Here is a 14,525-nt window from a genome sequence, read left to right as displayed (position 1 = left end):
TTGCTAGTAAACATATAAAGGAAAAAGTAAGTTTTTCTTTAAACATTATATTCTTGTTAATTAGGCAAATATAAATCTTTATAATTGTTACGCAATACTAATTGTAATAGAATTCTTATCTAATTAAATATTAATTTTGAAAAATTCATAAATAAAAGAAAATTACTACAAATTATTATTAAAATATATTTTAATCGAAAAAAAATGTATTTAATCGGTATTTTTTGTCAAATTAATTTGATAATAGAAATTAGGTTTAGTATGTTTGCTTTTTAAATAACCTACTTAAGAATGAATTTTATTACTGCTTTTTACACAGCATTGTTTGTTGTTGTTTCTTTTTTATCGCCCCATAAAAAAGAAATCGCACCCAAAAGGTATGCAAAAATTTCTAGAGTCAATAAGGTTGTCAGTGTCTATAATTCTCTAGAAACAAATAATTTTAAGTTACCAAATTTAGAAAGTTTTTCTAAGGCTTTTGAAGGATATCAACTTTTGAAAAATAAAGGAATGATCAAAAAAGATATCTTAACTATTATTGACTTTAGTCTTAGTTCAAAGGAAAAGAGATTGTGGATTATTGATATGAGCACTAACGAAATTTTACTAAATACATTGGTAGCGCATGGTAAGAATTCAGGAAATGATTATGCTAGAAAATTTTCAAATAAGAATGAATCTTACAGAAGTAGTTTAGGTTTTTTTTCAACTGGAGAAGTTTATAGAGGAAAACACGGCTTGTCCTTAAAATTAGATGGTTTAGAAAAAGGAATAAATGACAATGCAAGAAAAAGAGCTGTAGTAATTCATGGCGCAGATTATGTGTCTAAAACTTTTATTAGAAATCACAAAAGGTTAGGTAGAAGCCAGGGTTGTCCAGCAGTTCCTGTTGAATTGAGTAAAAAAATTATTCAGACAATAAAGAACAAATCGTGTCTGTTTATTTATCATCCTTCTAGAAGTTATGTAAACAATTCTAAATTAATATCTTAATTTGGAGTACAAATTAGCATCAAGACAATAAATATCCTCTCTAAAATTTAAAATTCCATCTGTTTCCCATGCAGTCCAATATAGTTGATGAATAAAAATATCTTCATCAATTTTAATAACAATGGTTTTTAATTCTGGTTTTGGAAGGTTTTTCTTTTCAATTACAAAATTTGGATTTTTAGCCATTATTTTAGAATTGATTTTGTCAATTTCTTTTTGTTTAGCTTTTTGTAGTTTATAGTAATATTTAATATCTGTAGTGTCTTTAATTCTTTTTAACGACCATTTTGTAGTGTCATTTATTATGTAACTTGCCATTTCTAATGGTTTCTCTAAACGCACACATCCAGAACTTAAAGAACGATATGAGAAAGCAAAGTAATCTCTATGGTTAGTATCATGAAGATAAACAGAATATCTATTTGGGAAATTAATTTTCATTGATCCAAGTGAGTTGTTTCTACCAGGATCTTGAACATATTTATATTTGTTTGCGTCTTCTTTTTTCCAGGACCAAGGACTTACTTCATTATTTTTTCTGTCAATAATTTTCAATCCTTTTTTTCTGAAAACACTTCTATCTTTTTCGGCTTCAGGATAAATATCTTCTTTTAGAATTGTAGGAGGAACTGTCCAATTTGGATTTAAATTGATATTGGATATTTTAGATTCTAATATTGGTGTTGGTCTAGTGTCTTTTCCAACTACAACTTTTTGACTTTGAGTAGTATCATTATCTTTTACAGCAACAATACTATAATCAGGAATATTTATCAAGAGATAATGATTTCCAAAATCGTGAGCAAACCATCTCCAGCGCTCCATATTTACTACAACTTGTTCTATTCTTTGATTTCTAGAATAATTTAAGGCATCAATAGTGCTTCTTCCAATTACTGCGTCAGGTCTTAGCCCATGTCTAGCTTGAAATATTTTTACTGCTTCTTGTGTTTTCTTATCATAAACAGTTGATAATATTGTGTCTTTTTCAACCATATCACCCCAATACATTAATCTTTTCTTTACGATAGGTACGTATTTGCTTTTTTTATTAGGTACAATTCTTTCTCTAAGATCAATCAATTCATAGGTTGTTTCCTCTGGAAATTGTTGTAATAATTTTAAGCAGTTTTTAAGTTTTTTATAAATGATGTGATTGGGTTTGCAGTTTTCGATGGCTTTACTGAAGTTGTTGTTGTCAATACAATCATAAAGTATCTCATTTATATTTATTTTTTTTTCTTCTAAATCCCAATCTTTATAAAGCTTTTTCGGATTTAACTTTCCTTTACTGATGTGATTTACATAAAGTTGTGTGCTAGAAGTTAGAAGTAAATCATATTTTACAATTGTGGAATCTGGAAGGTCTTCAAATTTAGTTTCAAATGATTTTAAAGTTTCATAATTATAGTCTTTTGATTCTAAACCTTCATTTTCGGCTTTGCTAATTTCATTAATAATGAAATCTCTGTGTTCTTTTGTATTCCAAGCAGTTTCGTAGTTGAATTTTTTATAAAAAGCCTTAAAATCTTCGTCTTTAGAAGTATTAATTAAAGTGGAGTCAATTTTAATTCTATCATCTCCAAAAAGAGAAAAGTCAATAAAAGAGGCCTCTGCAGAAGATTCATTTGAAATGTTTCTTTTGCAACTTGAAAAAACGATAAGTAGAATTAAAATGTAAAATTTATTCATAGGCATTAGCCAATTTCTTTTTTCATATTATAATGGATTCCAATATCGGCAATAAAAAATGGCTTTCCAATTTTAATGTAACCCAATTTTTCATAAAACGGAACAGCACTTTCACGAGCATTAAACCAGATTAATTTTCCAAACTGACTTTTAACATACTCTTCAGCATGTTTTATTAGTTCATCACCAAAGCCTTTCCTTTGAAAATCCTTTAGAATAGCCATTCCTCTTATTTGGTATTGATTTTCAGAACTAAATATAACATTATTATTTTTAAAAACAGATAGTACTCCTGTTATATTTTTGTCAATAAATAATCCAAAATGAGTTGTTGTTTCTAAATCATCTCCATCAAATTGACAACTTTCAATTGGTTTTCCTTCTCTTAAAATAGGATGGCGAACCAAAAAAGTGTCTCTTGAGCTGATTTTTTTAATCTCTTTCATAAAAAATTTCAATGCAAATTAAATGATAACAAATTAATAATAAAACTTTTAGACTAGCTTAGATTTGTAAAATTTTTTCTACACAAAAATTTTTCAAAAAAAATTTGCATCAAAACAAACAAATGCTATATATTTGCACTCACAAAATAAGAACATCATATTCTGTTTTTGTAATGCGGAAGTAGCTCAGTTGGTAGAGCTCCAGCCTTCCAAGCTGGTTGTCGCGAGTTCGAGCCTCGTCTTCCGCTCTGTAAAACCTCTAATTAACGTTAGAGGTTTTTTTTATTCTTTTAATTTCCTAAAAAAGCCAAATCTGTTTCAGGATTTATTTCTTCAGGAACTTGGTTTTGTCTAAATAATCTAGCAGTTAAATTCCCTTTCAATAGTATCTTTTCACCTTTTACATCAAGCCAACTACCTTCTCTTAATCCTAAGACTGGAGTTGTGTTGAAAGCATGAAATTCTTTTATACGTGTTTCACGAGTTTCACCCATGTGCTTACTTTGTAAATTTGGATCTAAATAATGTGGATTTAAATTAAATGGAATAGCTCCTAATGTTTTAAAGCTTGGTGGATATATAATAGGCATATCATTTGTAGTTTGCATAGATATTCCTGTTATGTTGCTACCAGCACTTGAGCCTAAATAAGGTGTTCCGCTTTCAATAACATTGGAAAGAGTTTGCATAACATCGTTTTCATATAATTGCGTAACCAAAAGAAATGTATTTCCGCCACCAGTAAAAATTCCTCCAGCTTTTTCAAGTGCTTCTATTGGATTTTTGAAAATATGTAATCCTATAATTTTCTTATTAATTTTTGAAAAGGCAATTGCTACTCTTTCTGTATATTCATCATGTGTCATGCCACCAGGACGAGCATAAGGTATGAAAATGATTGTATCACAATTTTTAAAATGATTTTCTAAAGTTGGGAGTAAATAGTCTAGATATTCTCCTCCATGAAGCGTTGAAGTACTTGCAATAATAAGATTTTTCATATTTAGAAAGTATATTTTGACCTCAAAAATAGTTAAAATCAATGCACATTAGCGTAATTTTCTTTTTCTTGACTATAATCTATGTTGTAAAAGTCTCTAGAAATTAGTACTTAGCTTTAGAATTATTGCTGTTCTAAAGATTTTTTCTCTAATTTTTATAAACAACAAAGTTGCATTTGCTAGTTGATCTAGCTCCTGATTTTGCCAGCTGGTTTTATTATAGAATGCGGAGCTGGGTTATTATATTTGCTATGAAAAAGTACACTTTTGCTTTATAACGTGGTATAACCATTTTATTAGATTTAAAAGCTTTAAACATAAAAAAAAATGAACTATATAGCTCATCTTTTTTATAATTATTTTTAATTTTTATTGATTATCAATTTGTTATATGTTCGAAAAGAACTCATCACTAACTTTGAAGCATTACCAAGCCCTAGTTCGTCTTGCAGTTCCTTTCCACCAAACTTATACTTATAAGTACTACTATAAACAGCAGGTCAACAAACTTACCAATTCAACTTTAAACCTACTCGCTTTGGGTTAAAAACAGCTTGATACTTGTTTCTATTAGTTTTCTCTTGAATTCCATTTTTAGAAACCACATTATTTGTTTGACAATTTATGGATTCAGGATTTTGCAGATAGTTAATAAAAATTTCATCTTCTTGGTAATAAAAATTATTTTCTAATTCTATATTTGGTTTAAAATTACTCGCGTAAGAATAGTATAGAATAAGAGTATCAGGCATGTGTTTTTTCATGTATGAAACAAATTCCATATCCGAAAAAATTATATTCGTACAAAAAGTTTCTCCTGGCAATATTTTTTTAACATAACTACAATTTAATATTGTATCACCAGCATCAAAATAATCAAATCTAGCAGACTTTGAATTAAATGCTTTAACATTTTCACTTTTAAAAAAAACTATTGCATTTAAAAACCCTGCATTAATATCAAAAGAGCAATTATTAAACATACTCGAATCTTGCTCTTTTAAACAATGCACACGCCAATTTTGAGTCCAGAGATATAGCGTATCTTCACTTATGTTTTGGTATGAAATTTTTAATATCGCATATTCCACTTCTTGAAAAGAAAACAAGCGAATTTTACTTTCAACCTTAATGGCTTCAATGCTTGATTTTTTGCTTTGCCCAAAACTATAATAGGGAAAAAACATAAACATCATAAATACGACTAAATTGTTTAAATATTTCATTTTATTGTTGCTCATAATTTGTTTTTGCTCCAGCTCCGCAAAGAGTTCTTTCTAGCACTGCGCTGCGCAAACGTCTCCTGACTTTGCGCTAAGTTAATCATCATAACTAATATATTTCAAAATTTAATTTAGAACTTAACTGCGTCACGATAATTTTTTATAGAAAAAACATCAACCCAATCAACAACGGTAGCTGTCAAAAAATGAGGCAATGTTTGGTCTCTTATAACATATCCTTCTTTCAGACATTAAAGTATTATCAAAAATAAGAAAAATTCCGCAAAGTCAGGAGATGTTAGCGGAGCTTTTCATAAAAACAATTATTTTAATTAGAACACTTTGCGGAGCTGGGTTAGTTTTTATTTTTTTTCTTCAAATTTTCAAATTAATAATTAACATAAATTTACAATTGTGTTGGCTAATTTTTTGGATGACTTTAAAATACTTTTACCCAAGATTTTCACGTTAAATAATAGTTTTGTCGAAAATAAGAATACTGTTTCTCTTTTTGTTAATGATGCAATTGTCAAATGGGCAAGTTACTCCTGCGTCTAAAAAAATCAATGGAAAAGTTACCGCGGATTATAACGATTTGGAAAGCATTTACATTGTTAATTTGAAGACAGAAAAATCAACTTTAACAGAACGCGGCGGTTATTTTTCAATTAATGCAAGTGTTGGTGATACTTTAATGTTTACTGCTGTTCAGTTTAAAAGTGTGAAAATTGCTTTGAAAGAAGAGGATTTCAATAAAGAGCTCTTATTTGTTAAAATGGAAACTTTTATTAGAGTTTTAGATGAAGTTAAGATCAATGAATATAAAGATATCAATGCAGTTTCGCTTGGTATAATTTCTTCTAAAACTAAACATTATACTCCAGCAGAAAGAAAATTGCATGAAGCCACAACAGGTTCAGGATTAGTTCCGCTGAATCCAATATTGAATGCTATAACAGGAAGAACCAAACAACTTAAAAAGGAAGTTGATGTGGAGAAAAAAGAGACAATGTTATCAAAAATTGAAAATTTGTATGAAGCAGAATATTTTACAGAAACGCTAAAGATTCCTAAAGATTTTGTCAAAGGATTTCAATATTATATAGTTGAAGATGCTAAATTTGTAGAAGCATTAAAAGCTAAAAATAAAACAATGGCTACTTTTATTATGAATGAATTAGCCGTTACCTATAAAGAATTGATAGCTGTGAAACCATAATTTCTGCTTATGAGAAATAAATTACTAATTGTATTTTTTTTATTTTCATTAGTTTCTTTTTCGCAAAAAGAAAGGGTTAAAATATTGAGAGCCTTAGTTGTTTCTGATTCAATTCCAGTAGAAAGAGTAACTGTTACCAATATTACTGCCGAAACAGTTGTAATTACAGACGATTTAGGACAGTTTACCATTTTTGCAAAAGAAGACGATGTTATTATGATTACTGGTGTAGCTTTTGAAACTAAACAAATTGTTGTGAAATCTTCCGATTTTGAAGAAATGATTTTGAAAATTCATATTACAGAAAAAGTAAATCAATTAGATGAAGTAAAAATTGGTCCATACAAACTTTCAGGTGATTTGGTTTATGATGCCAAGAGAATAAAGGTTAAACCTGCTTTTAAAGTTGAATTAGAACCGATTGATTGGTCAAATGTTGAAATTACAGGAGTGAAACCTAGAGTTGACAATATGTTTATTCCAACTTCAAGTAATGTTGCTTCTGTTGATTTGATTAAGGTTGGAAAAGCTATAGCAGATTTATTTGGAGGAAGTTCTAAAAAGAAAATTGAAGTTCATAAAGTAGATTTGGAGGAGTTTCAAATCGAAATCAAGAAAAGATTTTCTGATGATTTTTTTGAAAAAACTTTAAAAATTGCCAAAACAGATAAACAACTATTTATAGATTTTTGCTTCTCAGAGGAAGTTAATGAAAAGCAACTTTTTGAAATTAGCAATTCGTTATCATTATTAGACTTTATGATTGTAAAAAGTGAAGCATTCAGAAAAATAGAACGATAAAATCACTACTTTTGAATTATGATAAAAGCATTTAGGACTATATTATTTTTGGCTTTATTCTTTGGTTTGTCTTCGATGGCAATGCACAAATTTTACGTATCCATATATCAAGTGAATTATGCTCCAAAAAAGAAAATGATTCAAATTACAAGTAGATTATTTATCGATGATGTAAACGATGCTTTGGAGAAAAAATTTAAAAAAAGAACCTATTTTGCTTTAGAAAACGAAACTCCTGAAGATGAGGTTTTCTTAAAAAAATACTTTGCAGAAAAGTTTATAATTAAAGTAAATGGAGTTTCTAAAACTCTAAATTATCTAAGCAAAGACATTGATGGCAATGTTGTAATATGTTATTTTAGTATAAAAGATTTACCGAAAATTTCTTCAGTAGCGATTGAAAATAGTGCTTTAATGGAATTGAATGAGGAGCAACAAAATATTATTCAAGCCAACATCAACGGAGAAAAGCAAAGTTTGCTTCTAACTTCAGAAAACTTTAAAGGAATGTTAAAATAATTCCAATACCTTATAGTTATATCAAAAAAAGTTACTTTTATACCTTAAATTATTTTAGGTATGAGATTTAATTATGCTATTTTAAATGTTGGTTTATTGTTGTTCACAGTAGGTAGCTTTGCTCAAGAAGCACCAAAAGCAACTCCATCTTCTGAGAGAAATCCAGATAAATTCAAACAAATGTATGATTTATTGGCAACTCCCAATATGTACAGAACAGCATCTGGAGCACCAGGTCCAGAATATTATCAGCAACAAGCCGATTATAAAATCAATATTGAATTGGATGATAAAAACACCAAACTATATGGTGAAGAAACTATCACTTACACCAATAACGCCAAAGAATCATTAGATTATTTATGGTTACAATTGGATCAAAATCAACAATCTAGAAAATCGCTTTCGCCACTTGTCAATGGAGAAAAAACAGATCCTGCAATAGGAGTTCAAGGATTTTCAAGAAAATACTTAGAAGAAAAATTTGATGGCGGTTTCAATATTGAATTTGTAAAAGATGCTACTGGCAAACCAATGCAATACACCATCAATCAAACGATGATGCGTATTGAATTACCAAAAGTTTTAAAGCATAAAGAGAAAATTACCTTTTCAATAAAATGGTGGTACAATATCAATAACTATTTGTTAGATGGCGGACGTTCAGGATACGAGCATTTCGATAAAGATGGAAACAACTTGTACATTCTAGCTCAGTTTTATCCAAGAATGGCAGTGTATAATGATGTAGAAGGATGGCAAAATCAACAATTTTGGGGTTCAGGAGAATTCACACTTCCTTTTGGAAATTTTGAAGTTAATATAACTGTTCCGGCAGACCACATAATGGAAGCAACTGGAACTTTATTAAATAGACAAGAAGTTTTTACTACAGCTCAACTTGCAAGATTAGCAATTGCAGAAAAAACTTTTGACAAACCAGTTGTAGTAGTTACTCAAGAAGAAGCTGAAGCAGCAGAAAAAGGTTTCTCTGACAAGAAAAAAACATGGAAATTCAAAGCAGAAAACGTTCGTGATTTCGGAATTGCAACTTCTAGAAAGTTCATCTATGATGCAATGGCTGTCAAATTAAATTCTAAAACAGCAATGGCAGTTTCGGTTTATCCAAAAGAAGGAAATCCACTTTGGGGTGAATATTCTACTAAAGCAGTGGCACATACCTTAAAAAGTTATTCTAATCATACGTTTGATTATCCTTATCCAAAAGCGGTTTCTGTTCACGCACAAGATCAAGGAATGGAGTATCCAATGATTTGTTGGAACTGGGGAAGACCAGATGCAGATGGTAAATATTCTGATAGAGTTAAAAACGGAATGATAAGTGTAATTGTGCATGAAGTTGGACATAATTTCTTTCCAATGATTGTAAATTCTGATGAGCGTCAATGGACTTGGATGGATGAAGGTTTAAATTCTTTTATGGAATATATGGCTTTAATGGAATGGGATCCAAACTTTCCAGCAGATAGAGGTCCAGCAAAAAATATCGTTCCTTACATGAGTGGCGATCAAAAAGGTCTTGAACCAATTATGTCAAATTCTGAAAGTATTCGCCAATTTGGAAATAACGCTTACGGAAAACCAGCTGCTGGATTGAACATTCTTCGTGAAACAATTATGGGTAGAGAATTATTTGATTATGCTTTTAAAACTTACGCAAACAGATGGAAGTTTAAGCATCCAACACCAGAAGATTTCTTTAGAACTATGGAAGATGCTTCGGCGTTTGATTTAGATTGGTTTTGGAGAGGATGGTTCTACACAACCGATAATAATGATATCGGAATAAAAGAAGTTAAAAAATTCTTTGTTAGCAATGAACCAACTAAAGAAGTAGAAGAGTTCATGAAGAAAAGACGTCGTAGAAATTCAAATTCTGGACCAATGGTTTATATGGTTGCTGATGGAAGTGAAGATTACAAGCCAGAAATGAACAAACCTTTTCAAATTAAAGATTTTCAAGCTCTTGATGAATATGTAAATAAAACTTTTTCTGCAGAAGAGAAAGCAAAATTGAAAGATCCAAAGTATTTCTATCAAGTAACTTTTGATAAACCAGGAGGATTAGTTATGCCAATTATCGTTGAATTAACTTTTGAAGATGGTACAACTGAAATTCAAAAATTCCCAGCACAGATTTGGAGAATGAATGATAAAGAAGTAAGTAGAACTTTTGCAACACAAAAAGTAATTACTAAAATTGTTCTTGATCCAAAATTAGAAACCGCAGATGTTGATACAGCAAATAATACTTGGCCAAAAGCAGAAGTAAAATCTAAATTTGACTAAGAACTTTGTAACTTTGCAAATCAATAAAAAGAAAAGAATATGTTTGGAATAGGTGGAGGCGAATTAATTTTCATCATTTTTATAGCTCTTATGCTTTTTGGAACAGACAAAATACCAGAAGCAGCAAGAACCTTTGGAAAAGTTATGGCCAATTTAAAGCACGCTACGAATGAAATTAAAACTGAAATTCAAAAGAGTGCCGATGTTGAAGAAATAAATTCCTCTTTTAAGCAAGTAACTTCTTCCTTCACAGAAGAAGTAGATAAAGTAAAAGAAAGCGTTTCGGTTACTTCACCAGATTTTACGTCCAATGCACTAACTGATGCCACTTCGGGTATCAATGAAATTAAAGAAGATTTAGAAAGTCTAACCGGACCTATAAAAAGACAAAGGTAATGCTCGAAAAAATCATTGCGATAGACAAAGATTTATTGGTTTTCTTAAATGGATTAGGCTCCGAATCGTTTGATGGATTTTGGTTGATAATAACTAAACAAGTCTATTGGACGCCTTATTTTCTTCTAGTTTTTTATTTTTTAGCAAAGAAAATTGGCTGGAAAAACTTTCTAATCGCATTGGTATTCATCACATTGTTGATTTTAGTAAGCGATCAAACATCCAATTTATTTAAAAATCATTTTCAAAGATTACGTCCTTGTAATGACTTAGATTTGAAAAATATTATTAGAATTGTTAAACCAAGTGATTCCTATAGTTTCTTTTCAGGTCATGCTACGAATTCAATGGCTACAACTGTTTTTGTATTTTTAATAATTAGAAGATATTACAAATATGCCTTGTTACTATTCTTATTTCCGCTAATATTTGCATTCAGTAGAATTTATCTTGGACTACATTTTCCAACAGACATTCTAACAGGATACGCTTTTGGAGCTACATTCGGATTTGTTTTCTATAAAATATATCAGAAGTATATTCTAAAGGATTAAAGTACTCTAGAAACAGTCAATCCATCGCGTATAGGAAGTAAAACGGTTTCAACTCTTGCATCTTTATTAACTAATTGATTGTATTCCAAAAGTATTTTGGTACTCATATCTTTCGGATTCAATTCTTCCAAAACTTTTCCACTCCAAAGTACATTATCAGATAAAATAATTCCTCCTTTGTTCATTATTGGAACAATCATGTTGAAATAATTGATGTAGTTTTCTTTGTCAGCATCAATAAAAACCAAATCATATTTCTTATTTAACGTAGGAATAATTTCTAAAGCATCACCTAGATGTGCAAAGATTTGTCCTTTCCAAGGTGATAAATCAAAGTATTTTTGTTGTATAGACACCAATTCCTCTTTTACGTCTATTGTGTCTAATGTGCCTTCTTTTTGCATTCCTTCAGCTAAACATAATGCTGCATAACCAGTATAAGTTCCAATTTCTAGAATGTTTTTTGGATTAATGATTTTTGACAACATGCTCAAGACTCTTCCTTGAAAATGCCCACTCAACATTCTAGGTTGTAATATTTTTTGATGTGTTTCTTTAAATAATTTCACCAATAATTCAGGCTCATTTTGTGAATGTTGCTCAACGTAATTTTCTAATTCTTCTGATATGAAATGCATGATTTTAATTTAATATGTAAGAGTCCATTAATAATTTAGCTTGTGATTGTTTTTCTAGTTTAGAGTTTAATAATATAAAATCATAAAACGTTTCGTTTTTCAACCCAAAAAGGACTGTTCTTTTTTCGTTTTCATTCGAAAGTAAATAAATTGCGTAATTTTCATCATTTGTTTCTAACAATTCGATTGAATATTTTTCATAGTTTTTCCAAAAAGCTATTTTTCTTTTGAGACTCGATAAAAATGGATCATGTTTGTGAAGCATATCTTTATTTCCTTCTTTACAAAGTTTACAAGAATGATGTTTAGCTACAATGAGATGTAAAACTTCATTTTTTTCATTAGAAATAGCAATCTTGTTTTTTGAATTTACATAAAATTCTGAATTCATAGAAAGCTCTCTCCATTTGCCTACAACTTTCAAAATAGGATTGAATCGATTGTGAACAAAGGTAATATTGTTTTCATACTTTCTGCAAGTTGTGTCTTGTTCTCCATAACCATTTGTTTTTTCTGTTGACTTGCAACTAATTAACAGTATGATTATAAGTAAAAATGAAAGTTGTTTCATATATTCAAAATAAAATTTAAAAGTAAAGCATTCAATCTATACTAGCAAATTTCTTATTCCGTAAATTGTTTTACCTTTGCACCATGATTGAGAAAAAAGACATTCGAACACTTTCTAAAGAACAACTTCGTGATTTTTTTGTTGCTAATGGCGATAAAGCTTTTCGTGGAAATCAAGTTTATGAATGGCTTTGGAGCAAAGGAGCACATTCATTTGAAGATATGACTAATGTTTCCAAAGAAACAAGGGCTATGCTTGAAGCAAATTTTGTAATCAATCATATCAAAGTGGATACTATGCAACGCAGTGAAGATGGAACAGTTAAAAATGCCGTCCGACTTCACGATGGTTTAATTGTAGAGTCGGTTTTGATTCCAACAAATACCAGAACTACGGCTTGTGTTTCATCGCAAGTTGGTTGTAGTTTGGATTGTAATTTTTGTGCGACTGCTCGATTAAAAAGAATGCGAAATCTTGAACCAGGTGAGATTTACGACCAAGTTCTAGCTATTGATAATGAAAGTAAAATTTATCATAACAGACCTCTTTCAAATATAGTTTTTATGGGAATGGGAGAGCCTTTGATGAATTACAATAATGTAATCAAAGCCATAGACATGATTACTTCTGATGAAGGTTTAGGAATGTCACCAAAGAGAATCACGGTTTCAACATCAGGAATTCCTAAAATGATTAAGAAAATGGCTGATGACGAAGTGAAATTCAAATTGGCAGTTTCTTTACATTCAGCAATTGATGAGGTTCGTGCGCGAATCATGCCTTTTAGTAAAAATTTTCCATTAGCTGATTTACGCGAATCTTTAGAATATTGGTACAAAAAAACCAAAAGCAAAATCACCTACGAATATGTAGTTTGGAAAGGAATAAACGACAATAAAGAAGCAGTTGATGCTTTAGTAAAATTCTGTAAGTACGTTCCTTGTAAGGTCAATCTTATCGAATACAATCCTATTGACGATGGCAAATTCCAACAAGCATCAGATGAAGCTATAAATCTTTACATCAAAGAGCTTTCTAAATATGATATTGTTGCAAAAGTAAGAAGAAGTCGCGGTAAAGATATAGATGCCGCTTGTGGTCAATTAGCCAACAAATCATAAATTTTTTATAAGCTTAACACCATCTTTTGTGAAGTATTTTCAATTTAACTACCTTTGAAACCAATGAATATTACTTCACAAATAAAACAACCTATTCTGCAAGAAATGGAGCTTTTCGAGAAAAAGTTCTACGAATCGATGTCTTCTAAAGTAGCGTTGTTAAATAGAATCACCTATTATATTGTAAATAGAAAAGGAAAACAAATGCGACCAATGTTTGTTTTTTTAACTGCAAAAATGATTTCTGGCGGAAGTGTTGAAGAAAGAACCTATCGTGGCGCATGTGTAATTGAATTGATTCACACCGCAACTTTGGTTCACGATGATGTCGTTGATGATAGTAATCGTAGAAGAGGTTTTTTCTCAATAAATGCACTTTGGAAAAACAAAATTGCAGTCCTTGTTGGAGATTATTTACTTTCAAAAGGTTTATTGCTTTCCATTGACCATGGTGATTTTGATTTACTTCGAATAATTTCTGTTGCAGTTCGCGAAATGAGTGAAGGCGAATTGCTTCAAATTGAAAAAGCAAGACGTCTCGATATTACTGAAGATATTTATTATGAAATCATTCGCCAAAAAACAGCTACACTTATTGCAGCTTGCTGTGCACTTGGAGCTCGTTCGGTTTCAGAAGATGAAGCTCAAGTTGAAACCATGCGTAAGTTTGGTGAACTTATCGGAATGGCTTTTCAAATAAAAGACGACTTGTTTGATTATACTGATGAAGCCATAGGAAAACCAACAGGAATTGATATTAAAGAGCAAAAAATGACGTTGCCACTAATTTATGCATTGAACAATTGTTCTAATAAAGAAAAAAGTTGGTGCATCAATTCAATTAAAAATCACAATAAAGACAAAAAGCGAGTGAAAGAAGTCATCCAATTTGTAAAAGACAAAAACGGACTTACTTATGCAGAACAAAAAATGGCACAATTCCAACAAGAAGCTCTTGCTTTAATACAAAACTTCCCAAATTCTACCTATAAAGATAGTTTGACCTTAATGGTAAACTACGTTATTGAAAGAAAGAAATAA

15 protein-coding genes and 1 tRNA gene are annotated in these 14,525 nt (G+C 30.1%); 10 read left to right on the top strand and 6 right to left on the bottom strand.

Annotation, left to right across the window (positions count from 1 at the left end; translation table 11 throughout):
- Positions 1-291 precede the first annotated feature (291 nt).
- A complete protein-coding gene (locus tag ABD766_RS03915) occupies positions 292-993 on the top strand; it encodes a murein L,D-transpeptidase catalytic domain family protein (RefSeq protein WP_344815470.1) in 702 nt (233 codons plus the stop codon).
- Here the strand turns inward: ABD766_RS03915 and ABD766_RS03910 are convergent.
- Entirely contained in the window at positions 982-2,685 is a 1,704-nt protein-coding gene (locus ABD766_RS03910; RefSeq protein ID WP_344815469.1) for a L,D-transpeptidase family protein, read from the bottom strand. The two genes, ABD766_RS03915 and ABD766_RS03910, sit on opposite strands and share 12 nt — an antisense overlap.
- Positions 2,686-2,690: 5 nt before the next feature.
- Positions 2,691-3,131: a GNAT family N-acetyltransferase gene (locus ABD766_RS03905; RefSeq protein WP_344815468.1), complete on the bottom strand. Its 441-nt coding sequence runs from the start codon at positions 3,129-3,131 to the stop codon at positions 2,691-2,693.
- 175 nt (positions 3,132-3,306) lie between these two features.
- Here ABD766_RS03905 and ABD766_RS03900 point away from each other — a divergent pair.
- Positions 3,307-3,379 (top strand) — tRNA-Gly (locus ABD766_RS03900).
- A gap of 42 nt (positions 3,380-3,421) precedes the next feature.
- On the opposite strand, the gene pepE is transcribed toward ABD766_RS03900, so the two are convergent.
- On the bottom strand, positions 3,422-4,132 hold the full coding sequence (gene pepE / locus ABD766_RS03895) for a dipeptidase PepE (RefSeq protein ID WP_344815467.1): 711 nt from the start codon (positions 4,130-4,132) through the stop codon (positions 3,422-3,424).
- 509 nt (positions 4,133-4,641) lie between these two features.
- Positions 4,642-5,373, bottom strand: coding sequence for a hypothetical protein (locus ABD766_RS03890; RefSeq protein ID WP_344815466.1), 732 nt, complete (start codon positions 5,371-5,373; stop codon positions 4,642-4,644).
- Between the two features lie 463 nt (positions 5,374-5,836).
- Between ABD766_RS03890 and ABD766_RS03885 the strand changes: the two genes are divergently transcribed.
- Genes ABD766_RS03885 through ABD766_RS03860 form a run of 6 tightly spaced genes read left to right on the top strand, consistent with a single transcriptional unit; the run spans position 5,837 to position 11,154 of the window.
- Positions 5,837-6,574: a hypothetical protein gene (locus ABD766_RS03885; RefSeq protein ID WP_344815465.1), complete on the top strand. Its 738-nt coding sequence runs from the start codon at positions 5,837-5,839 to the stop codon at positions 6,572-6,574.
- A gap of 9 nt (positions 6,575-6,583) precedes the next feature.
- Positions 6,584-7,375, top strand: a complete 792-nt coding sequence (locus ABD766_RS03880) for a hypothetical protein (RefSeq protein WP_344815464.1) — start codon at positions 6,584-6,586, stop codon at positions 7,373-7,375.
- A gap of 18 nt (positions 7,376-7,393) precedes the next feature.
- Positions 7,394-7,894, top strand: a complete 501-nt coding sequence (locus ABD766_RS03875; protein WP_298304646.1) for a DUF6702 family protein — start codon at positions 7,394-7,396, stop codon at positions 7,892-7,894.
- Between the two features lie 60 nt (positions 7,895-7,954).
- Positions 7,955-10,204, top strand: coding sequence for a M1 family metallopeptidase (locus ABD766_RS03870; RefSeq protein WP_344815463.1), 2,250 nt, complete (start codon positions 7,955-7,957; stop codon positions 10,202-10,204).
- 39 nt (positions 10,205-10,243) lie between these two features.
- Positions 10,244-10,600 carry a Sec-independent protein translocase subunit TatA/TatB gene (locus ABD766_RS03865; protein WP_344815462.1) on the top strand — a complete coding sequence of 119 codons (357 nt, stop codon included), beginning with the start codon at positions 10,244-10,246 and terminating at the stop codon, positions 10,598-10,600.
- Positions 10,600-11,154 carry a phosphatase PAP2 family protein gene (locus ABD766_RS03860; protein WP_344815461.1) on the top strand — a complete coding sequence of 185 codons (555 nt, stop codon included), beginning with the start codon at positions 10,600-10,602 and terminating at the stop codon, positions 11,152-11,154. Before ABD766_RS03865 ends, ABD766_RS03860 begins: the two co-directional genes overlap by 1 nt.
- Here ABD766_RS03860 and ABD766_RS03855 read toward each other — a convergent pair.
- Together ABD766_RS03855 and ABD766_RS03850 are read right to left on the bottom strand one after the other, a co-directional pair.
- Positions 11,151-11,792 (bottom strand): O-methyltransferase, encoded by a 642-nt coding sequence (locus ABD766_RS03855; protein ID WP_344815460.1) that lies wholly within the window; start codon positions 11,790-11,792, stop codon positions 11,151-11,153. The genes ABD766_RS03860 and ABD766_RS03855 overlap by 4 nt on opposite strands.
- 4 nt (positions 11,793-11,796) lie before the next feature.
- Positions 11,797-12,363, bottom strand: coding sequence for a hypothetical protein (locus tag ABD766_RS03850; protein WP_344815459.1), 567 nt, complete (start codon positions 12,361-12,363; stop codon positions 11,797-11,799).
- 83 nt (positions 12,364-12,446) lie between these two features.
- Between ABD766_RS03850 and rlmN the strand changes: the two genes are divergently transcribed.
- Both rlmN and ABD766_RS03840 read left to right on the top strand, forming a co-directional pair.
- The gene (gene rlmN, locus ABD766_RS03845; protein ID WP_344815458.1) at positions 12,447-13,484 is read left to right on the top strand and encodes a dual-specificity RNA methyltransferase RlmN; all 1,038 of its coding nucleotides are present in this window, start codon (positions 12,447-12,449) and stop codon (positions 13,482-13,484) included.
- Between the two features lie 63 nt (positions 13,485-13,547).
- Positions 13,548-14,525 carry a polyprenyl synthetase family protein gene (locus ABD766_RS03840; RefSeq protein WP_344815457.1) on the top strand — a complete coding sequence of 326 codons (978 nt, stop codon included), beginning with the start codon at positions 13,548-13,550 and terminating at the stop codon, positions 14,523-14,525.

Source organism: Flavobacterium cheonanense, from assembly GCF_039539185.1.
In the GTDB taxonomy this organism is placed as follows: Bacteria; Bacteroidota; Bacteroidia; order Flavobacteriales; family Flavobacteriaceae; genus Flavobacterium; species Flavobacterium cheonanense.
Note: the sequence above shows the minus strand (reverse complement) of the source record. Positions and strands in the feature narration are given on the sequence as shown.